The following is a 22,551-nucleotide window of genomic DNA, read 5'->3' as shown; positions in this document are numbered from 1 at the left end:
ATCGAAAGTATATGCCTCATAAGCAAAGCCCTTTCAAGGCAAGAACTGTGCTTATCCTGTTTTTACCATGGCAAACTCTCTTTGAGGAAAAACTCCCTGAGAGGGTAGTAATGATTTTGTTGTATCCTGCTCTGTCACAATTAAAAGGTGTTGGATATATAAATGGAGTTGTCGCAATTAAAGATTGTTAAAACTCAGTCCATTTATCACAATAAAAAGTTGTTAAATAAACAATAAAATCTTTTATAGAAATAAAAAACATTCAACAACAAAAAATTGTTTGTCACAACAAAAGGTTGTTAAGTATCAGCAACCTTTCATTGTGACAGAGCACTATAGTAGAATTTATATCATCTATTCTATTGGTAATAATTCTCAAGGAGATTCCATCTAAATCTAGATTTCCTTTGATTCTACTTCATCTTTGGAAGATTGCTCTTTAGAAGAATCTATCTTAATTTCTTCTAAATTTTCTTCTTTTGATTCAGGGTTAGCTGTTTTAAATAATTTTATTTCTATTTTTAATACGTATTTTATGGTGTCTAGCTTTATATTGTATATCATTTCATCAAACATATCGCTGGACATAAGTTGATACATTTGTGAAGGATCTTTTTGGTTATAGGATTGAAGATTTATGTATTGTTTTAGGTTTTCCATATTTTCAAGGTGGTCAATCCATCTATAGTCTACTACCTTTAACAATATGGATCTTTCCATAATTCTAAGGTTGTCTTTTAGTATTTCTTCTTTTTCAGAATAAACTTCACAAGCTGCTTTGTATATGCTTTCCTGAACTTCTGCCTTTGTCATATTTTTAAAACCTTCAATTTTAAATGTATTAACTTGGAAGAAGGTTCCTTCCATATATTTAATTAAGTTTTCTAAATCTTTTTCTGACAACTTCTTATTTTTATCTTCTGTTAGGTGTATTTCTGTTTCTTTATACATAACTTCTTTTATCATGTATAAAATATTCTTACTTATGTCTTCTTTGTCTAATACTTCATTTCTTTGCTTATATACTATAATTCTCTGCTTATTCATTACATCATCGTATTTTAAAACATTTTTTCTAGTTTCAAAGTTATTGGCTTCTACATTTTTTTGAGCATGCTTTATAAGATCTGTAACCTTTTTAATTTGTATAGGCCCTTCTTCTTCTATTTTTACCTTTGACATTACATTTTCTAGTCTTTCTGGAGCAAATCTTTTTATGATTTCATCTTCTAAGGAAATATAGAATATGGATTCACCTACGTCTCCTTGTCTTCCTGAACGTCCTCTAAGTTGGTTATCTATACGTCTTGACTCATGCCTTTCTGTACCTATAACCTTTAACCCTCCACGTTCTTCTGCTTCTTTTGTAAGCTTTATATCTGTACCACGTCCAGCCATATTGGTTGCAATGGTTACTGCACCTACTTCACCTGCATGGGATACTATTTCTGCTTCTTTTTTATGATGCTTTGCATTTAAAACCTGATGTGGAACTCCTCTTCTCTTTAACATAAATGAAATAAGTTCTGACTTCTCTATAGATGTAGTTCCCACTAAGGTTGGTTGTCCCTTTTTATGTGTTTCAACTATGTCATTAACTATAGCCTTAAATTTATCCATCTCTGTCTTATACATCAAGTCATCTCTGTCTATTCTTTTTATAGGTTTATGTGTAGGTATCACTACTACGTCTAACCCATAAACTTCTCTAAATTCTTCTTCTTCTGTTTGTGCTGTTCCTGTCATACCAGATATTTTGTTATATATTTTAAAATAATTTTGATATGTTATAGTAGCAAGAGTTTGATTTTCTTCTTTTATATCCACTTCTTCCTTGGCTTCAATAGCTTGATGTAGTCCATCACTGAATCTTCTACCGTCCATAACTCTACCTGTAAAGCTATCTACTATAAGAATTTCACCATCTCTAACTATATAATCTACACTGTTTTTCATACCATAATTCGCCTTTAAAGCTTGTACTGTATGATGTTGAAGTGAAAGATTTACATCGTCTGCAAAGTTTTCTACGCCATAGTAAATCTCTGCCTTTTCTACCCCTTGCTCTGAAAGTATTACAGCTTTTGTTTTTTCATCTATTGTATAGTCTTCTTCTAATATCAATGTCTTAGCAAAATGGTCTGCAATTTTATAAAACTCTGTGGACTCCTTTCCCTCTCCGGATATTATAAGAGGTGTTCTTGCTTCATCTACAAATATGGAGTCAACTTCATCTACTATAGCAAAATGTAGTGGTCTTTGTACCTTTTCTTCTTTTCTTACCACCATATTATCTCTTAAATAGTCAAAGCCATATTCACTGTTTGTACCATATGTTATATCAGAGTTATAGGCAGCTCTTCTTTCTGGAGCCTGCATTTGATTTAGCACAACTCCTGTGGTAAGACCTAAAAACTCATAGACTTGTCCCATTTCTTCCTTGTCTCTCTCTGCTAAATAATCATTTACAGTTATTACGTGAACCCCTTTACCTTCTAAGGCATTTAAGTATGCTGGAAGGGTTGCTACCAATGTTTTTCCTTCTCCTGTCTTCATCTCTGCAATTCTACCTTGATGAAGCACTATACCTCCTATAAGCTGCTCTTTGTAATGCTTCATTTTTAATATTCTCCATGAAGCCTCTCTTACTGTAGCAAAGGCATCTATCAGTATATCATCTAAGGTTTTACCTTGACTTATTTTTTCTTTAAATTCTATAGTCTTATTCTTTAATTCTTCATCAGTAAGCTTACCATACTCTTCATCTAATGACATTATCTTCTCTGCTATAGGAATTATTTTTTTTACTTGTCTTTCACTATAATTTCCAAATATCTTATCAATTATATCCATAGCTATCCCTTTCTTTTAACCTTATATTAATTTCTTAAATATCTATATCAATTATGAATTATTTATTTTACCTCATTGCTACCGACTTACTACTCCGCCTTTAAGGCATATGGTAGCAATGGGATAAATTTATTACTATAAGTAAATACTATATTAGTATAAATATATAATAAATTGTTGAATTTTCAACCATAACACATAATATTATAATTTATTTAAAAAGTTGTGTCCATTGTTAAAATTTAAATCTTCCTTTTTCATCATATTTAAATCTTTATAAAAATATTATAAGACTAAGCATGATTTATCCTATGTCTACCACTATTAATACTTCTACAAATTAAAACTTTAATTGCCTCATAGTTTACCACTGGAAATTTTTACACTTCTAGAGTTTTGGAGAAAGGAGTATATGTCCATGTCTGAAGATGAAAAAAAAACTAGTAAAAAGAAGAAAATCTTTTTTATGGTATTAATTTTTATATTTTTATTCATAATAGGTATGGTATGTTTTTATGTTATAAATTCCCTTAATAAAGTAAAAACTAATGAAATATCTAAAACTAATGAAGACTTAGGTATTGAGGAGTCTACCATAGAAGAATTAAAAGAAAAACAAAAACATGAAATACTTAACATAGCTTTTTTTGGCTTAGATCAAAGAGAACCTAATGAACCTAGCCGCTCTGATGCTACAATGATTCTAACCATAGATCAGGATCGTAATAAAATAAAGATGCTATCTATTATGAGAGATAGCTATATAAATATAGATGGTCATGGTAAGGATAAGCTAAACCATGCCTATGCCTTCGGAGGTCCTTCACTTGCTATCAAAACTTTAAATAAAAATTATAAGTTAAATATAAAGGATTATGCCTCAATAAATTTTTATAATATGGAGAAGGTTATAGATATTTTAGGTGGTTTAGAAATAGATGTTAAAAGGGATGAGATTTCCCAGATTAATCTTTATATATCTGAATTAAATTCTTATAGAAAGACTAAGCCTACTTATGTTAAGAATCCTGGTCTTCAAACCTTAAACGGTATGCAAGCCTTATCTTATAGCAGAATACGAAATGTGGGTAATGGAGATTTTGAAAGAACAGATAGGCAAAGAATTGTATTAGCTTTATTGCTAGAAAAAATACAATCTGCTGGAATTACTAAATATCCTTCCTTGGTATCTGAACTTTTACCATTAGTAGAAACTAGTCTATCTAAAACAGAAATATTAAAAATAGGTAGTGAAATATTAATGAGTCCTAATATAGTTATTGAACAGGAACGATTTCCTGTGGATGGATATTATAAAGATGGTGGAGAAATGATAAATGGAGTGTGGTATTTACCCTTTGATAAGGAAGCTACCACAAAACAAATCCATGATTATATCTTTGATGATGTGATTCCTACTCCTCTGAAATAGAATGATAAGTTATTTTTTCCTTAAAAAGTACCTCTATAAGTAAATGTCTTTAAATAAGCACCTCTATATTTAGGTATCTTTATAAGTTCTTCTAGGTCAGATGGAGAGGTGTATTCCTCATAAGCAAACTCCACCTGAACCTCTGAATCACTTGATTATGGCTTATTCCTAGAAACACTTACATTTTTGGGATCTGCAAATATTTCTACTTCTTCAGCTGATAGTGGTTTGCTGAAGTAGTAACCTTGTATTTTATCGCAACTCATAGATTCTAATATAGATACTTGACCTTGGGTTTCTACACCTTCTGCCACTACTTCTATACCCATATTATGTGAGAGTTCTATTATTCCTTCTGTTATATTTTTATCTTTTTCAATAAAGTCTATAAAGGATTTATCTATCTTTAATTTATTTATGGGCATTACTCTTAAATAATTTAAAGAGGAATAACCTGTCCCAAAGTCATCTAATGCTACACTAAAATTTAAGTCCTTTAATCTATTTAATACTAAGATATTTTTATCATAAAAATTTATAAGTACATTTTCAGTAATCTCTATTTCTAAATCTTCTGGTGATAGACCTTCAGATTGTAATATATAAAGCATGTTTTCTATAAATCTACTTTCGTGAAGTTGTATAGGTGATATGTTTATAGCTATGCTAGAGAGTTTTAGATTTTTTTCTTTCCAGATCCTTATTTGTCTGCAAACATCTTTAATAACCCAAAATCCTATATCTCTTATTATGCCTGATTCTTCAGCCACAGGTATGAATTCTCCTGGTGATACCCAACCTAGTTCCTTGCTGTTCCATCTTATGAGAGCCTCATATCCACCTATTTTACCTGTCTTAATATCTAACTGCGGTTGATAATACATGATAAATTCATTGTTTATTAGTGCCTCTCTTAAACCTTTTTCTATGGTTCCTTTTCTTATTATCTCCTCTGCCATAGTTTTATTAAATACACAGTACTGATTTTTTCCGTTTTTCTTTGCATGATAAAGAGCTGCATCTGAATTTCTTAGTAATTCTTTTGGAGTGCTTCCATCAAAAGGATATATACATATCCCCATACTTATTCCTGTATAAATATTTGTATCCTTTATATTAATTGAGGTTTTAAATGGCTCAAGAATATTATGGCATAATGCACAAACTTCTTTTAGGTGACTGGTGTTTTTTAATATTACCATAAATTCATCTCCACCATTTCTCCCCATAATAGCAGCTGGTGGAAGCTTTTGGTTTATGGTACTTGAAATTCCTTTCATTACATCATCACCAAAATCATGACCTAAAATGTCATTTATCATTTTAAAATTATCTATGTCTATAAATAATAGTGCAAATTTCTCGTTATTTTTTCCACTTTCCTCTATTATTTCATTAAGCTTTTCTTTAAGCCAAAGTCTATTTGGAAGGTTTGTCAGTGGATCATAATAAGCTAAGTATCTTATTTTTTCTTGAGACTCCTTCTTTTCATTAATATCTGTAATAGAACCTGCCATTTTTATAGCATTTCCATCACTATCTCTTATTATCTTACCTCTGCTATTAACCCATTTATATTTTCCATACTTTGTCTTTATCCTAAACTCACTTTGATAATATTCCTTATTATCACTATTACCTGTAATGTGATCTTGAAGTTCTTTTATTACAGTTTCTATATCCTCTGGGTGTACATACCTTGAAATTGCTTCATTTAAGTCATCTATATCTAAAATAGTATTTTCTGATATTACCTCCCATTTAGATGATATAAAGAAAGAATCATCTGAAAAATCTAGTTCCCAAATGGCATCATTAGCCCCTTCTAAAACTAATTTATATCTTTCCTCACTAAGCTTTAATGCCTTCTCATGATTTTTAAGCTCTATTATTTGGTTTCTGAGTTCATCTTCTGTGGCAGCAAGTTGATTATAAACCATAGAAAGCTCATCATAACTTTTTATAAGCTTTTCTCTATCTTTTACTTTCTCTGTTATCTCCCTATCAATGCCTGCCACATAAAGTATGTTTCCTTCATTATCCTTTATTGGTGATAAGGTTACACATATGCTGATTTCTCTTCCGTCTTTTGTATATCTTTTAGTTTCGTAGTTTTTTATGGTTTCTCCAACCTCTAAATTTGAAGATAGCCACTGAACCTCTTTAATGTTTTCTCTTCCACTAATTATAGATATATTTTTACCAATGGCTTCCTCTTCAGTATATCCATAAATCTCTTCTGCACTTTTATTCCACCTTAGTATAGTTCCATCTAGGTTACTACATATAATAGCATCATCGGAACTTACTAAAATAGTGCTTAGATTATCTACTTCCTTTTGTAGCTCTTCCCTTCTACTTTCTTCCTCAAGCAAGGTTAACCTCATTTTTTTATTATTTTTCTTCAATTTTTGATTGCAATACAACATAAAAGCCAAGACTACAATTAAAATTCCATATGAGGATAAGCTTTTTATATGTTCTATGTTTTCTCTATTAAACATCATTTATCTCCTTGCTTCAAAGTTATACCCCTAGAACAACATTTTACCATAATTTTTTTACCAATTAAACTTAATTTTTAGCTTATGGGCAATATAATACACATTTATAAAATAATGAGAATTAATATAAACAAATAAACAGCAAAATAGACAGCTGTGGGGGCAGCTGCCTATAAGTGATGTGAGTTTAATGGTAAATAAAAATCTTATTCCTTTAGATCCGTTAGTTCACTTTTAATACGTATCTTGGTTGTATTTATGATTTTTAAGTCCTCTAATATAAATTAATTTGTGAGTTTAAGGGTTTGATCATTGTTTAAGTTTTTTGTTACATCAAGTTTTATATTGATGTTTCTTTGACTATGATATTATTATATAATATAAAACAGATTAATTGTTTTCTTTACAATTACAAAAGTATTACAAAATGGTTAAATATTCTGATTACCTTTTTATTTTACATTTAAAGTATATATTAACATGAAGATACTAAGAAAGGAAGTGCTTTTTTGCATAGTTTAGAAAATCAATTATTATGTATAAAAATTCATGATAAAGGAGCGGAGCTTCATAGTATTTATGAAAAAAAGGAAAAACTAGAGTATTTGTGGCAAGGGGATGAAAAGTTCTGGCCTCGCCATGCTCCAGTGCTATTTCCTATTGTAGGTAAAGTAAATGGAAATGTATATAAAGTTTGTGGTATGAAATATTCATTACCACAGCATGGTCTTGCTAGAGATTTAGACTTTAAATTAATTGAAGAGGATTCTCATAGTCTCTTGTTTGAACTAGCTTATTCTGAGGAAACTCTTAAGGTATACCCTTATAAGTTTAAATTTCAAATAGGCTACCAGCTAACAGAAAATACTCTTAAGATAAAATATAGAGTAATCAATCAAGATGACAGAGATATTTACTTTTCTCTCGGAGCTCATCCTGGATTTAACTGTCCACTTTACTCTGAAGAAAAATTTGAGGATTATTATTTAGAATTTGAAGAAAATGAAAGTGTACATACAATGTGTTTAAATGAAAAGGGTTATTTTAAAAGGGAAACAAAGTCCTTATTAAATAACGAAAAGAAAATAGCCTTAAATTATGATTTATTTAAAGATGATGCTTTAGTATTTAAAAATCTTAAATCCCAAAGTATATGCCTAAAAGGTAGTAAAAACTCTAAAGGACTTGAAGTTAATTTCAAAGGCTTTCCTTTCCTTGGCATATGGACTAAAAACTCAGGAGCTCCCTTTGTTTGCATAGAACCTTGGTATGGTCATGCTGATTTTGAAGATTTTAATGGTGAGTTTAAGGATAAATCAGGCATTGTTAAACTAGAAAAAGGAAAAGATTTTAATGCAGAAATGAGTATTTCTATTTTGTAGAGAAACTAGATAATTTTGTGTAATTAATAATTTTATTTTAAAATATTACACCTTTGGTAGGGTGATGATATCTCATCTCCCCTGACCCAAGGTGTTAAAATTTTTAACACTTCTTTTTATAATTAGCTGAGGATCTAAACATATCTTTTTAATTTCTGTTTCTTCATTTTTAATAAGACTTAGCATAAGATCACAAGCTACTTTTCCTAGGTTTGAAATATTTTGATCAATAGAGGTTATTCCTATTCCAATTATAAAGTCATTTAATAAATTATCATAGCTGACAATAGACAAATCTTCAGGAATCTTTATGTTTTTCTCGCTTAATCGTTTTAGTAATCCAAGTGCCATCATATCGTTTGTAACAAATACAGCGGTGGTATTATTGCTGATTACCATATCACCAGTATTATATCCACTTTGGATACGATAGTCTCCTTGAATAATATACTCATCTTTTATCTTTAGTCCATGCTCCTTCATTGCTTTTTTATAGCCTTCAAAACGAGACACAGTATTTTTTGAATAAATGGAGTTTGTAATACAGGAGATCATAGTATGTCCATTTTCAATTAAATACTTTGTTGCCATATAAGAACCTTTTACATTATCAAAATATACCTGATTACAATCTAACTCATCAAAAACTCTATCTATCATTATATAAGGTATTGTTAGGCTTTTTAATTTTGAACATACCTCTTCTTTATGATTATATGCAGAATTAGACACAGTAATAAACAGTCCATCTATGCCTCTTGCCAATAATAGATCCAATAAATGCAGATCTTCTTTATATTCATCATTTGAATTTACAATGATTAAGGCATATCCAAATTGCCTACAATAGGTTTCAATAGTTTTTGTAAGTTTTGAGAAAAATATGTTTTCAATATCAGGGATAATAAGTCCAAGAGTTTTAGTTTCCTTTGTAATTAAGCTTCTTGCATTAATGTTTGGAGTATAATTATTATCTTTTGCAATTTGTTTAATTAATGCTTTCTTTTCATCAGAAATTCTACAAGGTTTATTGTTTAAAACTAAGGAAACAGAGGTTATTGATGTATTAGCTTTTTCAGCAATATCTTTTAACTTAACTTTCATTTTAATCACCAAAATAAGTATATCACATTATTACTGAACTTTTAATATCAGTAATAAAATCCCATATTAGTTATTTAAAAATACTAATGAATTATATAAAAAATATTGACAACGCTTACAGGGAGTGATACTATATTTTCATAGTAGTAAAACGTTTTATCAAGGGGTTTGTTAGTATGAATATATGCAAAAATGGATTAACATGGGAAATATATGATAGCATAAGAAAATATGCGAATATGCAACAGTATAAAAAAAATGACATTATTGAGGCATTGAAAAACACCCTTTATAGTGTAGTTATTTATGATAATAAAAATCCAATTGCTATTGGAAGAGTAATCGGAGATGGCAGGATTGCATTTTTTATAAAAGATGTTGTGGTTCATCCAGATTATAGAAATAAACAAATTGGAATGATGGTTGTTAATAATTTGTTAGATTATATAGAATCATGCTGCTGTGAGAATCCTTATATTGGACTAATGGCAATGCCAAACACTGAAGGTTTTTATGAAAAATTCGGATTTATAAGAAGACCAAATGAAGGATTTGGAGCAGGAATGATTTGTTTAGAAAGAAGGAAGCGATAGATAGTATGAAAAAAGTTATTGTAGTAGGAAGCCTTAATATGGATCTTACAATTAAAGTTGATAATATTCCTAGTAAAGGAGAGACTATTCAAGGACATGATTTTTTATTAAATGCCGGTGGTAAAGGTGGAAACCAAGCAATTGCTGCTGTAAAGTCTAAAGCGGAAGTATTATTTATAGGAAGTGTTGGGAAGGACCCCTTTGGTACTGAAATACTAAGCTCTTTAAAAAGCAATGGAATTAATACTGATTATATTGATATACAAAGCACTGAACCTACAGGCATAGCTATGATTGTTTGCCATGAAAGTGACAATAGAATAATTATAAACCCAGGAGCAAATAATTCTTTAAGCTTTGATTTTGCAAAGGAAAAGTTATTTGAACTTGCAAAGGAAGAAGACATATTCGTAACCCAATTTGAAAATGATTTATCTACAACTCTTAAATTAATAGAGTATGCCAAAAGTATTGGTATGACAACTCTGCTAAACCCAGCACCTGCTAAGCTATTTTCAAGTGAGTATTATAAATATATCGACATCTTAGTGATTAATCAAAGTGAATGTGAAATGTTAACTAATATATATCCTAGAAGTACTGAAGAATGTGAAAAAGCTGCAAATATTCTTAAGGAAAAAGGTGCAAAAAATATTGTAATTACATTAGGTAGACACGGAAGTGTAACCATAACCCCAGATGAAACAATTAAAATAAGTGCACATAAGGTTGACGCTATAGATTCTACTGCTGCTGGGGATTCTTTTATAGGAGCACTGTCAGCACAATTGTCCTTCGGAAACTCTTTAAAGGAAGCATTAATTTATGCAACAAAGGTTTCTGCTATAACTGTTACAAGAGAAGGGGCTCAAATATCTATTCCAACCCTGGAACAAGTTAATGAATTTTTTGAAAGCAAAAAGGAGGAATAACCATAATGAATAAAAGAAAATTAATAATAGACACAGACCCAGGTATTGATGACGCAATAGCAATAGCAATAGCATTGTTCTCAGATAAGATAGATGTAAAACTTATCACCACTGTAGCTGGAAATGTTAGTCTTGATTTAGTAACTGAAAACACATTAAAATTATTAACCTTTTTCGGCAAAGACATACCTGTAGCAAAGGGTGTTGGAGAGCCTTTACTTGAAAAATTCGATGATGCAAAAAATGTTCATGGTGCATCAGGAATGGATGGATATGATTTTGGAGAGCCATGTCGTAGCAACTTATTAGAAGAGCATGCAGTAAACGCCATGAGAAAAACTATTCTTGAAAGTGATACTCCAGTAACTATTATGGCTATTGGACCACTTACAAATATTGCACTATTACTAAAAATGTACCCAGAAGTTAAATCTAACATCGATGAAATTGTATTTATGGGTGGATCTTTAACAAGAGGTAATAAGACAGTTATGGGGGAATTTAATATAGCTACAGACCCACAGGCAGCTAAAATTGTATTTTCAAGCGGAGTAAATCTAGTGATGGCCGGATTAGATATGGGACTTAAAGCACTAGTATACCCAGAAGATAGTGAAGAAATTAAAACCTTTGGTAAAACTGGAGATATGATGTACTCATTATTCCAAAAGTATAGAGGTGGAAGTTTTAAAACAGGATTAAAAATGTATGATAGTTGTGCAATAGCTTATCTTCTTTGCCCAGAAATGTATGAGATGACTGAAACATTTATAGATGTTGAAACACAAAGTAACTTAACACTTGGTTGTACGATAGTTGATTTAAAAGGATATTTAGGAAAAAGTCCAAATGCAAAAGTGTGTACAGACATAGATGCCAAAGTATTTAAAGACTGGTTTAAGAGTTCAATTAAAAACTGTATATAAAATAAATATAGGGGAGAGGAATGTATTATGAATAATTTTATAATGTTAGGGACTGCTTTTATTGCAATTGCTTTAGTGATATATATGTTAATAAAGAAAATGGACATAAAAATAACATTATTCGCTATTGGTATAGTATTAATGTATGTTTCCTTTGCAATGGGAAAAGGTATAGCAATTAAAAACTTTGAGTCCACAGGTCTTGTGTTACTTGATCCGTTAAAAGCAACAGCAGATATATTCAAACAAACCTTATCTGCAGCAGGATTCATTATTTTAATCTTAGGGGGATACTCAGGTTATATGAGTAAAATAGGAGCAAATGATGTAACTGTAAGTGTTTTAACAAAACCAATATCTAAAATTAAATCAACTTATATTTTAGTTCCAATTGTATTTTTACTAGGTAACTTACTTTCTTTAGTAATTCCAAGTGCTTCTAACTTAGCAATTATATTATTAGCTACATTATTCCCAGTTTTAAAAAGGTCAGGCATGAGTACATTAACAGCAGCGGCAGTTATTGCTACCACTGCAACAGTAATGCCAACACCACTTGGAAGTGATAATGTTGCAATTGCTCAAGAACTAGCAAAGTTCCCAGCATACGCTGGATTAACAGTAACAGATTATGTTTTGAAATACCATGCTATGGTTTCAATTCCTACTTTAGGATTTATGGCAGCTTTACATTATTTCTGGCAAAAATTCATGGATAAAAAACAAGGAACTAACGTGGATAAAGAAGAAGTTGAAATAAAATCCATTGATGAAATTAAAGGCTCAGCACTATTTAAAACAGTTTATGCATTATTACCACTATTACCAATCTTATTATTGATTATGGTATATTTTACAGGTTCACCAGCATCATTATCAGTAGAAGTAGCATCAATCTTAAGTTTTATAATTGCAATTATTTGTGAATTAGTTAGACACAAGGGAGATAAAAAGGTTTTGGAAGAAACAGAAGCCTTCTTTAAAGGAATGTCAAATGGAGTTTCTATTGTGGCATTATTAGTAGCAGCAAGCGTATTTGTAGCAGGATTAAACTCAATTGGACTTATTAGTGCTTTACAAAAGACTATGCTTTCTACACAAGGTACAGGCATGGGAATAGTTCTACCGCTAATCTTAGTAGCATTATCTATGCTAATAGTATTACTTTCAGGTAGCGGAACTGCTTTATTCTTTGCAATGATTCCATTAATGGTTCCACTAGCAGAGGCTGCTGGAATTAGCCCTATCGCAATTTCAGTACCAATGGGTCTTGCAGGAAACTTAATGAGAGCAGTGTCCCCAGTAGCGGCGGTTACTGTAATTGTAGCTGGTTCTGTAAAGAAAAGTGCTCTAGATGTTGTAAAAAGAACATCAGTACCAATGGTTGGTGGAATTATATTCATGTTCATTTTATCAATGATCTTATTTTTATAAACTTGCTTAGTAAGTTTAATAAAACTAATATAATCTTAACTCAAATAGAAAATAATAAAACATAACAGATCAAAAAGAAAAAATCATAAAAAAGAAAATAACGGAAAAGAACAGGAAATATCCAATCATAAAAGAAAAGAACAGAATTAAAAATTCTGTTCTTTTCTTTTATTAAAATTATATTTTAAATTTATTCACTTCTTCATTCATTGCTCTAGTCATTTCGCTTAGTTTCTCTGCTGACATAGATACATCCTTTGAGCAGTTATTCATTTCTTCTGAAGAGGCAGATATTTCTTCTGAAGAGGCAGATATTTCTTCTGAAATAGCTGTACTTCCTTCCATCTTTGATAGAACTTCATCCTTTTCTTTATTTATATAATAAGTTGAATTATTAACATTTTGTATTTTAGGAACAATATCTTCAATAGACTCTATTATATTTTTAAATACATATATTGTTTCCTCTATGGTGTTAGATTGACTATCAAGTTCATCTTTCATTTTTCCGGTGTTATCTATAATATCTTTCTTATCTTTATCTATATTTTCTACTAATTTATTTATGCTTTCAGAAGACTCTTTACTTCTTTCTGCAAGTTTTCTTATTTCATCTGCTACCACAGCAAATCCTTTTCCTAATTCCCCTGCCCTTGCAGCTTCAATCGCTGCATTTAGAGCTAAAAGATTAGTTTGTTCTGAAATACTGTTTATTAAATTTGTCATCTCACTTATTTGACCTATGTTATTATCAAGTTTAGATATTACATCTAAAAAGCTTTTAAAGAACTCTCTAATATTTGTTACTGACACTACCATGTGTTCCATCTTTTTATTGCTATCATTAGCCATTAAGCTTATGCCTACAGAATTTTCACTTATTGCTGATAACTCACTTACTACAACGTCAAGCTTCTCTCCAAAACTTGATATTGTAGAGGTAGCTTTTACAAGTTCCCCAGCTTGATTTGAAATTCCTATAGCCACATCATGTATTGCACTGGAAACTTCACTTGAGGATGCTGTCATCTCTTCTGAAGATGAGAGTAATTTTTCTTCCTCCCTCTCCACGGTTTGTGAGCTTTCCTTTACCTTATACAACATAGATTTTATAGAACCTTGCATTTTATCTAGGGATCTTATAATATCTCCAACTTCATCTTCTAATTTAAAATATTTTTCTTCTATTGGGATTGTAAAATTTCCTCTTCCCATTTCCTTTATATGCCCTGCTGCATATTTAATAGGATTTGATATTTTATTAGCTATTAATATACAAACTACTGCTACAAGTAATGAACATAAAAGAGTTAAAATTAACGCTATAAGTCCTATACTATTTGCAGATTCTACAAGTTCCGACTTTTCTACAAAAGATATGTAGTACCATCCTAATTCATCATTAGAAGATTTTGTTATGTTTATAAAATAGTCTTTTCCGTTATCTATTTTTGTACTAAAGTTATGATTTGTATATTGTGATAAATCATTTAGCTCTTCTATTTTAAGTTCTTTTATACTTTTAGAAATAAGACTTTCATCCTTACCACTGCCGATTATAGTTCCTTTCCCATCTGTTATAACAAGATATCCATTTTCACCTATTTTTGTACTAGAAGCCATTTTAGATAAATTTTTTAAATTTATCTAAAATCCTATAACTCCTTTAAAGTTTGAATTTCCATCTTTAATGGAGGTTATAGTTGATATTACCATATCTCCCGAGGAAGTTTTATAAACATCTGTGAAAGAAACCTTATCTTTACTATTCTTACCTTCACTGTACCATGACCTTGTTCTAGGATCATATCCTTTTTCTCTTGGTACTGATGGATACTGCATATATCCCCCATTGCTTTCTGAAGATATAAATACACTTTCTATTCCATCATGAGTTTCTGAGAAATTTTCGAAATTTTTATACAAAGATGACTCTAATTCCTCATCTGCTGGAGATCTAGGAGACATATAATCTGTTCCATATCCTTTATCAATGTATGAAGTTAGCTGATTCTCTAAATTGAGTATTCCCTTTGAAAACATATTTAGATTTTCTTCAAAACCAACTATGTAATTGTTAAAACTATTATCCACCTGGGTAATTTGCTTTTCTATAGAGTGTATATAATCCTTTTGAGTTGTGTTATATACTTTATTATAAACTATAGTACCTAGTAAAATTAAAGACATTAAGCTCAAAGAAACAAAAGATACTGTGAGTTTATTTTTTATGCTAGCCATTTTTCTCATTATGCAACTACTCCTTTTTATATATATAATCGTGATTTTTTCTCTAAAATTTATATGTAATTAATATTTTTTATAAAAAATTTAGCTAACAAGCATTTTTCAATAAATTTCTCCAAATAATTACATATGCATTAGTTCACAATATTTTACATATCCAAAGAGTTCTTTATTAAGCATTCTAACTGTTTACCTTTAGAAACTTTTCTGTAAGGTATCCACTCCTCTGGCAAAAGCCTCTCATAAGTTTCATAGCTATATCTCTCGTCTACTAAAATCACAATGCCTTTATCCTCTTCTGTCCTTATTACCCGTCCTGCTGCCTGCGTTACTTTATTCATTCCTGGATATATATATGAATATTCAAAGCCCTTTTTTTTATTTACTTCATAATACTCTCTTATTATTTCTCTTTCAGCACAAACTTTAGGAAGTCCAACTCCCACTATTAAGGCTCCTGAAAGTCTATCTCCTGTAAGGTCTATGCCCTCTGAGAATACTCCTCCGAGAACTACATACGCTATAAGGCTTTTCTCTGGATTTTCCTTGAAATTATCTAAAAACATTTCTCTATTCTCTTCTGTCATAGAGGTTTCTTGAACTATAATTTCTACATTTCCTTTATCTTTATCTCCATATAGACTTATATAAGATTCCAATACCATATTCATATACTGATAAGAAGGGAAAAATATCATATAATTTCCTATTTTACTATCTGCCAAGGTATAAATGTATTCAGCAATCCTTTCATAACTTTGTTCTCTACTTCTATATTTAGTGGATATATTATTCACCAAAGCTACTTCTAAGTTTTCCTTAGGAAAGGGTGATTTTAATCTAATTACATAATCCTCAGAATCTCCACCTAAAAGATCCTTAAAGTAATCCATGGGACTTAATGTAGCTGAGAAAAATACTGTAGATCTAACAGCTTTCATAACTTCTTTTATACTTCTAGATGGATCTACACAAAATAATTTTAAGCCTACATCATTGTTTTCATAATCTATATATGTTACATAATCTTCTCCATAATTTTCTCCGATATTTAAAAAGGAGTTAAATTGAAAATATAAATCTAGTATTTCATTAAAACCTTGTGTGTTTTTATTTTTCATAAGATACTCTTCAGCATCTCTCATAAAAACTCTAATAAGAGGATACAAATCCTCTGGAGGATTCTTTTCTACTAGGAACTTATCCTTAGTTTCTTCTATCTCGTGCCTTAAGGATATAAAGTAGGAATTTATTTTGTCTAATGCCTTATAGATTCCGTTAGACTTACCCTTAATAATTTTTTTACACTGCAGTATGTTACTTTTTAAAAGCTTCGCAGAAAACATCTCTCTAGCCCTATCAACCATATTGTGTGCTTCATCTATAAGAAGGACAAAGTCTGATACTTCTCTTCTTAGCTCCTTATCGAAAAACCTTTTTAATGAAGCACTAGGATCAAATACATAATTATAATCACATATTATTGCATCACAAAAAAGTGAAAGATCTAAAGAAAATTCAAAAGGACAAACTTTATGATTTCTAGCATACTTCTCTATGGTTTCTCTGTTTAAATCCTCTTCATTTGTCAATATATCTTTTATAGCTTCATTGACTCTATCAAAGTGCCCCTCTGCATAAGGACAACTTTCTTCACTACAAATTTTATCTTCTGTAAAACAAATTTTGTCTTTTGCTGTAAGTGTTATACTTTTTAACTTTAACCCTTCTTTTCTTAACCTTTTAAAAGCCTCTTCTGCTACAGTTCTTGTAGTAGTTTTAGCTGTAAGATAAAATATCTTAGATAAATGGCCTTCCCCTAGAGCCTTAACCGCTGGAAAAATTGTAGATATAGTCTTTCCTATGCCTGTTGGAGCCTTTGCAAATATCTTTTTTTCATGCTCTATGGTTTTATAAACCGCTACTGCAAGTTCCCTTTGGCCTTTTCTATAACTTGAAAAAGGAAAGCTTACATTTTTAATAGAGTCATCTCTTACTTCTTTCCATTTTAGGCCCATGGCAGCAAAACTATGATACTTCTTAATAATATCTAAAAAGTATTCCTCTAACTCCTTAAAAGAAAAGCCCTTTGTAAAAGTCTTTATCTCCTCACTATCTATGTGATAATAAACTAGCTTTACATAAGCACGTTCCTTTGAAAGTTCCATTTTCCGAGGATTTTCTTTAAGAAACATATAAGCATAACATTTAGCTTGTGCTAAGTGAAGCTCATTATAATCCTCAAAAATTAAAGATAAATCCCTAGTAGTACTTTTTATCTCTTCTATAGTTACCTTTATGCCCTCTTTTTCGACTTCAGTTTCCTCCGCCTTAAATTCTTCCTGCTCTAGACAATACTGAAATAGATCCTTTAATTCTTTTTCTTCTAATACTGTTCCTTCTACTATCTCCTCTATTATTAATCCATCTGCCCTTCCCTGAACAACAATGGATAGATCTTCATACTTAGCCTCATGACTCAAAGTTACTTCTTTTTTATATTCAATATTATCTATACTAGAATAATACTCCTCGTTAGCCTTTTGCACCTTCTTGTGAGCCTTTGTACCTTCCTGTGCCCTTTTACTACTTATAAATCCACTATCTATACTCCCTCTTCTTAATACAAACTCCACCAAATCTCTCACAGAGACCTTTATTATATTATTTTCCGGGAAATATCTACTTTCTTCTCTTTCCTCCATAACTTTACCTTAAACAGCACCTTTCTAATTATAATTTATCCTCTGCCCACTATTACTAACTCTATTTAGAATAAAAATTCAGCTACCTCCTAATAATAATTCTATATTGGCTTACTTCAACAAAGTAATCTAAATTTCTCACTGCTCCTATATTAAGCACTTCTTAGGTTTACCTTGGATTTTCTTATGAGTAAAGACTCTTTCCATCTTAAAGCTTAGAGAAACTTATCCAAACATGTAGCACTCCTTATACCCTAAAAGTGTGTTAATAATGGTATTGATGGGATAAACAGAGTTCTATATTTAAAAACATAACCACTTTTCTCCTATATTAACATAATTCTATTTTACCACCTTTTAAATTCTATATAAAATAGTATAATATAGTTGTGTGATTTTCATTGTAGAATTATATCGAATATTGCTACTTATATTTATACATGTGAGGTAATGGTGTTTTTATGAAAGCTAAAAATATTTTTTTAATATTAATTTTATATATTATTTTGATTTTTATTGGATACGGCATTGGATATTACATAGGTAATGTAAAGGCCCTTCCTATAAATCCTATGGAGGATAGTAACTCCATAAACCGTTCTCTAAAAGAACCCGAAACCAAAATCATCACTGGAGATATTGATTATAACAAAAATATAAATGGATTGATGGCCTTAAAAGTAAGTGACTATGATTTTCTTCTAGATCTTAGATATGCCACAGAAAATAATTTTTCAGGCAAAAAAGTTTATGATGCCTATGTCTGTGTACTTCAGCAAGATACTTTAAAAAAGCTTATAGCTGCCAATGAAGACTTTAAGGCGTTAGGATATAGAATCAAGATTTGGGATGCTTATAGACCCGCATCAGTACAAGAATATTTTTGGGGATTAGTTCAAGACAGAAGATATATTGCAAGCCCTTATCATAACGGTTCTAGACATAACCGAGGCACCGCTGTAGATATAACCTTAGTTGATAAAGATGGTAAAGAATTAGAAATGCCCACAGGCTTTGATGAGTTTAATTCAAAAGCTCATAGAAATAATAATTCATCCAATACCATGGCTAATAGAAATGTAAATCTCTTAACGGAAATAATGCTTAAAAATGGATTTTCTAAAATAGAAACAGAATGGTGGCACTTTGATGATAGTGAAGCTGATAGCTATCCTATACAAAACGAACCGCTATCTCGTTTTTTAGTTAATGTAGAGTAATATAGGGATATTATTAAGTATTAAAACTTAAAATTTCTTATTAGCTCTCCTTAGCAATGCATAATTTTTTTGTTGATTTACAATAATACAATTACTCATATTTGTCCCAACCTATTAGTCAATATAATGGCCTTCTAGCTCTGTCACAATTAAAAGTTTTTTTCTATACACCTACATATAGCTATGTCACAATTAAAAGTTTTTCTATATAAAGCTATACACTTTTGTCACAATTAAAAGTTTTAAACCCTAAGGTTAGGATTTAAAAACTTAATAACATTTAAGCAACAAGTTTTTTATATTTAGGCTATATTTTAAACCAGCGTTGATAAACAATCCTAAGTAAAACGGACAGTTTGTCTTGTCCGTTTTCTATCTAATTCGTATAATATTAATAAATCTAAATAGTAACTATTCTAAAATCCATTCATATATGCACTTTTGTCTTTCTCCCTCTTTATACATTTCATTATATATTGGCAAATCTACTATCTCTTTAAGTTTAAGACCAGTCTTTTCACAAGTTCTTCTTGATGGAAGGTTATCTGGGTTGCAAGTTATTATAAGCTTGTTCATTTCATGTGCAATAGCTACATCTTTTATAATTTTACAAGCCTTTGAAGCATAACCATTTCCCCTATACATTTCTTCAATCATATAACCTATATTACCACAATAATATATACCTTCGTTATAGCCTATTCTGATATTAATTTCTCCTATCCTATCATCTGAATCATGGATAGTAATTCTATATTTATATGTAGGTACATAGTCTTTTTCCTCATTATATGGTATTTTTTCTTCAATCTTTAAATCAATCTCACCATCGGTTAAGTAATCAAACTCTTTGAACTCAAACATATATAATCCCCCTTTATTTTTATAATATAAGACAAATATTCCTTAGTTTATACATTTTATTATACATAATTTATAAACAGTTAATACAGTAATTGCAAATAACGCTTATGACTATCTGTACAAAATATGCTATCCTCCCCAATATGACCACTATATAATCTTTCTAACTCTTCGTAGTCATTCTACCTGTACATAGTAACTCTATAATTAAATTATTTTATCTATGAAGAGCTATAGCAACACATATTTGTTCATTACTTACCTCTTTTTTTAAATTTTTTTTTCATCTATTCCTAGAAGGACGAGGCATATTATTAGGCTTAGTTCCTTTATAGGAATAGGCTAAAAATATTTCATCTGCTCCAAAACTGCTTATTTCTATATTATAACCTAATTTTTAGAAAGTAATAAATTGTCAATATTAATTTAAAACATATCCTATATTTAAAATTAAAGTTTTTACTGTTTAAACTTTAACTCAAGTGTCAATACTGTAACTATTAATGTATTAATCTATAACTTTAGATAGGATATTATATTGAGATAGAAGGTTGCATTGAGTATTTCTTTTACTTATAAATAAGCCTCATTTTGTAATTCCTGTGTATTTCTAAAGAATTATAGTGTTATAAATACCTGTTCTAAAAATTTAAACACTAGATGGACACTAGAGTATTTCTAAAGAACTATAGTGTTATAAATACCAGCTTAATACATTGATAACTGAGTAATTTTAAGGAGTGAGGTTAGTGACTAATGACCCAGTTATAATTGAAGCCATGAAATCCTTAAATACAGAACAACTAACATATTTAAAGTCCTTGACTTGTAACCAAAATTCTAATGTAAATGATAAGGAATTTATAGATATAGTTAAAAATAATTCTTTTAATAAAATTAAAATTTGTCCACATTGTAACCATTCAAAAATAATTCGCTATGGCATAAATGGGTCAAATAAACAAAAATATAAGTGCAAGAACTGCTTTAAAGTATTTTGTAATATGACAAATTCTCCAATGAGTTATAGCAAAAAGTCTGTTACTCAGTGGATTCAATATTTAAAGTGTATGTGTAAAGGATATTCCTTAAGAAAAACTGCTGATATTGTAAAAATACATAGAAATACTGCCTTTCATTGGAGGCATAAAATTCTAAGTGCTATAAAATTCATTATTCCAGAAAATCTTGAAGGAAAAGTTGAAATAGATGAGGTTAAAATAAGGGAAAGTTTTAAGGGAAACCATTCTAAAAATAAAGACTTTATAATGAATCGTGAGGTCTTTAAAAGAGGTGCTTATAATTACACAAACTTTTTTACTAAAAAGGTTACAATTATGTGCTGTAAAGATAGTAAAGGTAACCTCTTTTTAAAGACTGCCTCTACGGGGAAATCTTCTTTTAAGGTTATACATTTCCTTCTTAAAGATAAAATAGCTAAAGGATCTATATTATTAACTAATGCCAATTTTGGATTTAACAGTTTTGCTAAATTTCAAAATTTAAAAATTTACACTTCTAATGGAAGATTTAAATCAGAAAATAATTCATATAGCAATATAAATGCAAAGCTCCTTGGTTTGGAATTTAAAAGCTTTTTAAAAATATTTAAAGGTGTATCTACAAAGTACATGAACCACTATTTAACTTGGTTTAAATGGTTTAAGGTAACCACAACAAAAAACCCTATTTACAAAATAGTGGATTTTTTCTTTTTATTATATTCAGCTGAAAAAGAATTAAGAGTTGAAGATTTTAGAAAAGTACACTCTTTAGTCACCATATAAGATCTCATATAATTGAATCCATATATTGAATCTCATATATTGCATCTTATATATTGTATTTCATATATTGTATCTCATATATAATCTCATATATAATCTTATATATTGAATCTAGTAGATTGGATCCTATATATTAGATATAATTTTATATAGCTTATATATTTATCCTAATTTATTGTAGGGGTTATAAGATATAAATTTTTATTATATATTTTATATCATTTGTGTTTTAATACATTATTCTAGAGACAAGCCTCTCTTTTTTAGCATCTCTTAATAACTTTTAATACTTAAAGTTGAAGTTTTCTAATATACATATAATTATAAGCCAATACTTTTTTTATTGTTTTTTGCTAATTCTTCTTAAATTTATTTAATGTGTCTTAACACCTTTTAATTGTGACATAGCATTATATCTTTTTTTACATCAATTGCCTGAGGAGATTTTAACCATTACTTGGTATATCTTAAACAATCTTAAACATTACTAAAGACATATTAAATATTACTTAGTGTATCTTAAACATTACTAAAAACATCTTAAATATCACTTAGTATATATTAAATA

The 22,551-nt window shown here is 29.7% G+C and carries 15 protein-coding genes and 1 pseudogene; 8 read left to right on the top strand and 8 right to left on the bottom strand.

The window, feature by feature from the left end:
- Positions 1–396: 396 nt before the first annotated feature.
- Positions 397–2,853, bottom strand: a complete 2,457-nt coding sequence (gene secA, locus KQI89_RS11985; protein WP_216457257.1) for a preprotein translocase subunit SecA — start codon at positions 2,851–2,853, stop codon at positions 397–399.
- 418 nt (positions 2,854–3,271) lie between these two features.
- Between secA and KQI89_RS11980 the strand changes: the two genes are divergently transcribed.
- Positions 3,272–4,285, top strand: coding sequence for an LCP family protein (locus KQI89_RS11980; RefSeq protein ID WP_216457256.1), 1,014 nt, complete (start codon positions 3,272–3,274; stop codon positions 4,283–4,285).
- Positions 4,286–4,440: 155 nt separating this feature from the next.
- On the opposite strand, the gene KQI89_RS11975 is transcribed toward KQI89_RS11980, so the two are convergent.
- Positions 4,441–6,789: an EAL domain-containing protein gene (locus KQI89_RS11975; protein WP_216457255.1), complete on the bottom strand. Its 2,349-nt coding sequence runs from the start codon at positions 6,787–6,789 to the stop codon at positions 4,441–4,443.
- A 509-nt stretch (positions 6,790–7,298) separates the two neighbouring features.
- On the opposite strand from KQI89_RS11975, the gene KQI89_RS11970 reads away from it, so the two are divergent.
- Positions 7,299–8,171 (top strand): aldose 1-epimerase family protein, encoded by an 873-nt coding sequence (locus tag KQI89_RS11970; RefSeq protein ID WP_216457254.1) that lies wholly within the window; start codon positions 7,299–7,301, stop codon positions 8,169–8,171.
- Positions 8,172–8,243: 72 nt separating this feature from the next.
- Here the strand turns inward: KQI89_RS11970 and KQI89_RS11965 are convergent, their stop codons facing one another.
- Positions 8,244–9,275, bottom strand: a complete 1,032-nt coding sequence (locus KQI89_RS11965; RefSeq protein WP_216457253.1) for a LacI family DNA-binding transcriptional regulator — start codon at positions 9,273–9,275, stop codon at positions 8,244–8,246.
- Positions 9,276–9,451: 176 nt separating this feature from the next.
- On the opposite strand from KQI89_RS11965, the gene KQI89_RS11960 reads away from it, so the two are divergent.
- Genes KQI89_RS11960 through dcuC form a run of 4 tightly spaced genes read left to right on the top strand, consistent with a single transcriptional unit; the run spans position 9,452 to position 13,160 of the window.
- On the top strand, positions 9,452–9,868 hold the full coding sequence (locus KQI89_RS11960; RefSeq protein ID WP_216457252.1) for a GNAT family N-acetyltransferase: 417 nt from the start codon (positions 9,452–9,454) through the stop codon (positions 9,866–9,868).
- On the top strand, positions 9,844–10,800 hold the full coding sequence (rbsK, locus tag KQI89_RS11955) for a ribokinase (protein ID WP_216457251.1): 957 nt from the start codon (positions 9,844–9,846) through the stop codon (positions 10,798–10,800). The genes KQI89_RS11960 and rbsK overlap by 25 nt, the downstream gene beginning before the upstream one ends.
- A gap of 5 nt (positions 10,801–10,805) precedes the next feature.
- Positions 10,806–11,726 (top strand): ribonucleoside hydrolase RihC, encoded by a 921-nt coding sequence (gene rihC / locus KQI89_RS11950; RefSeq protein ID WP_216457250.1) that lies wholly within the window; start codon positions 10,806–10,808, stop codon positions 11,724–11,726.
- A gap of 27 nt (positions 11,727–11,753) precedes the next feature.
- The gene (gene dcuC / locus KQI89_RS11945) at positions 11,754–13,160 is read left to right on the top strand and encodes a C4-dicarboxylate transporter DcuC (protein WP_216457249.1); all 1,407 of its coding nucleotides are present in this window, start codon (positions 11,754–11,756) and stop codon (positions 13,158–13,160) included.
- A 177-nt stretch (positions 13,161–13,337) separates the two neighbouring features.
- Here dcuC and KQI89_RS11940 read toward each other — a convergent pair whose 3' ends face one another.
- The 3 genes from KQI89_RS11940 to KQI89_RS11935 form a co-directional block, all read right to left on the bottom strand.
- Complete coding sequence (locus KQI89_RS11940) at positions 13,338–14,783, bottom strand: methyl-accepting chemotaxis protein (RefSeq protein ID WP_246583093.1); 1,446 nt, start codon at positions 14,781–14,783, stop codon at positions 13,338–13,340.
- A gap of 24 nt (positions 14,784–14,807) precedes the next feature.
- The gene (locus tag KQI89_RS17685; protein ID WP_246583092.1) at positions 14,808–15,410 is read right to left on the bottom strand and encodes a PDC sensor domain-containing protein; all 603 of its coding nucleotides are present in this window, start codon (positions 15,408–15,410) and stop codon (positions 14,808–14,810) included.
- Positions 15,411–15,556: 146 nt separating this feature from the next.
- Positions 15,557–18,112: an ATP-dependent DNA helicase gene (locus KQI89_RS11935; protein ID WP_216457248.1), complete on the bottom strand. Its 2,556-nt coding sequence runs from the start codon at positions 18,110–18,112 to the stop codon at positions 15,557–15,559.
- A gap of 461 nt (positions 18,113–18,573) precedes the next feature.
- Here KQI89_RS11935 and KQI89_RS11930 point away from each other — a divergent pair, with 461 nt between their 5' ends.
- The gene (locus KQI89_RS11930; RefSeq protein ID WP_216457247.1) at positions 18,574–19,332 is read left to right on the top strand and encodes a M15 family metallopeptidase; all 759 of its coding nucleotides are present in this window, start codon (positions 18,574–18,576) and stop codon (positions 19,330–19,332) included.
- Between the two features lie 411 nt (positions 19,333–19,743).
- On the opposite strand, the gene KQI89_RS11925 is transcribed toward KQI89_RS11930, so the two are convergent.
- Together KQI89_RS11925 and KQI89_RS11920 are read right to left on the bottom strand one after the other, a co-directional pair.
- Positions 19,744–20,196 (bottom strand): GNAT family N-acetyltransferase, encoded by a 453-nt coding sequence (locus tag KQI89_RS11925; protein ID WP_216457246.1) that lies wholly within the window; start codon positions 20,194–20,196, stop codon positions 19,744–19,746.
- Positions 20,197–20,288: 92 nt separating this feature from the next.
- Positions 20,289–20,557, bottom strand: a pseudogene (locus KQI89_RS11920) (IS1595 family transposase); the annotation flags it as partial.
- Positions 20,558–20,945: 388 nt separating this feature from the next.
- Between KQI89_RS11920 and KQI89_RS11915 the strand changes: the two are divergent.
- Positions 20,946–21,983, top strand: a complete 1,038-nt coding sequence (locus tag KQI89_RS11915) for an IS1595 family transposase (RefSeq protein WP_216457245.1) — start codon at positions 20,946–20,948, stop codon at positions 21,981–21,983.
- Positions 21,984–22,551 lie beyond the last annotated feature (568 nt).

This window comes from Clostridium simiarum (genome assembly GCF_018919175.1).
Taxonomy (GTDB): Bacteria; Bacillota; Clostridia; order Clostridiales; family Clostridiaceae; genus Clostridium_L; species Clostridium_L simiarum.
Note: the sequence above shows the minus strand (reverse complement) of the source record. Positions and strands in the feature narration are given on the sequence as shown.

Excerpts from the sequence above, each read along its gene's own strand:
- KQI89_RS11940 (WP_246583093.1), bottom strand. The coding sequence starts at position 14,783 with ATGGCTTCTAGTACAAAAATAGGTGAAAATGGATATCTTGTTATAACA.
- rihC (WP_216457250.1), top strand. The coding sequence starts at position 10,806 with ATGAATAAAAGAAAATTAATAATAGACACAGACCCAGGTATTGATGAC.
- KQI89_RS17685 (WP_246583092.1), bottom strand. The coding sequence starts at position 15,410 with ATGAGAAAAATGGCTAGCATAAAAAATAAACTCACAGTATCTTTTGTT.
- KQI89_RS11960 (WP_216457252.1), top strand. The coding sequence starts at position 9,452 with ATGAATATATGCAAAAATGGATTAACATGGGAAATATATGATAGCATA.
- KQI89_RS11975 (WP_216457255.1), bottom strand. The coding sequence starts at position 6,789 with ATGTTTAATAGAGAAAACATAGAACATATAAAAAGCTTATCCTCATAT.
- KQI89_RS11980 (WP_216457256.1), top strand. The coding sequence starts at position 3,272 with ATGTCTGAAGATGAAAAAAAAACTAGTAAAAAGAAGAAAATCTTTTTT.
- KQI89_RS11930 (WP_216457247.1), top strand. The coding sequence starts at position 18,574 with ATGAAAGCTAAAAATATTTTTTTAATATTAATTTTATATATTATTTTG.
- KQI89_RS11965 (WP_216457253.1), bottom strand. The coding sequence starts at position 9,275 with ATGAAAGTTAAGTTAAAAGATATTGCTGAAAAAGCTAATACATCAATA.
- KQI89_RS11925 (WP_216457246.1), bottom strand. The coding sequence starts at position 20,196 with ATGTTTGAGTTCAAAGAGTTTGATTACTTAACCGATGGTGAGATTGAT.
- dcuC (WP_216457249.1), top strand. The coding sequence starts at position 11,754 with ATGAATAATTTTATAATGTTAGGGACTGCTTTTATTGCAATTGCTTTA.
- secA (WP_216457257.1), bottom strand. The coding sequence starts at position 2,853 with ATGGATATAATTGATAAGATATTTGGAAATTATAGTGAAAGACAAGTA.
- KQI89_RS11935 (WP_216457248.1), bottom strand. The coding sequence starts at position 18,112 with ATGGAGGAAAGAGAAGAAAGTAGATATTTCCCGGAAAATAATATAATA.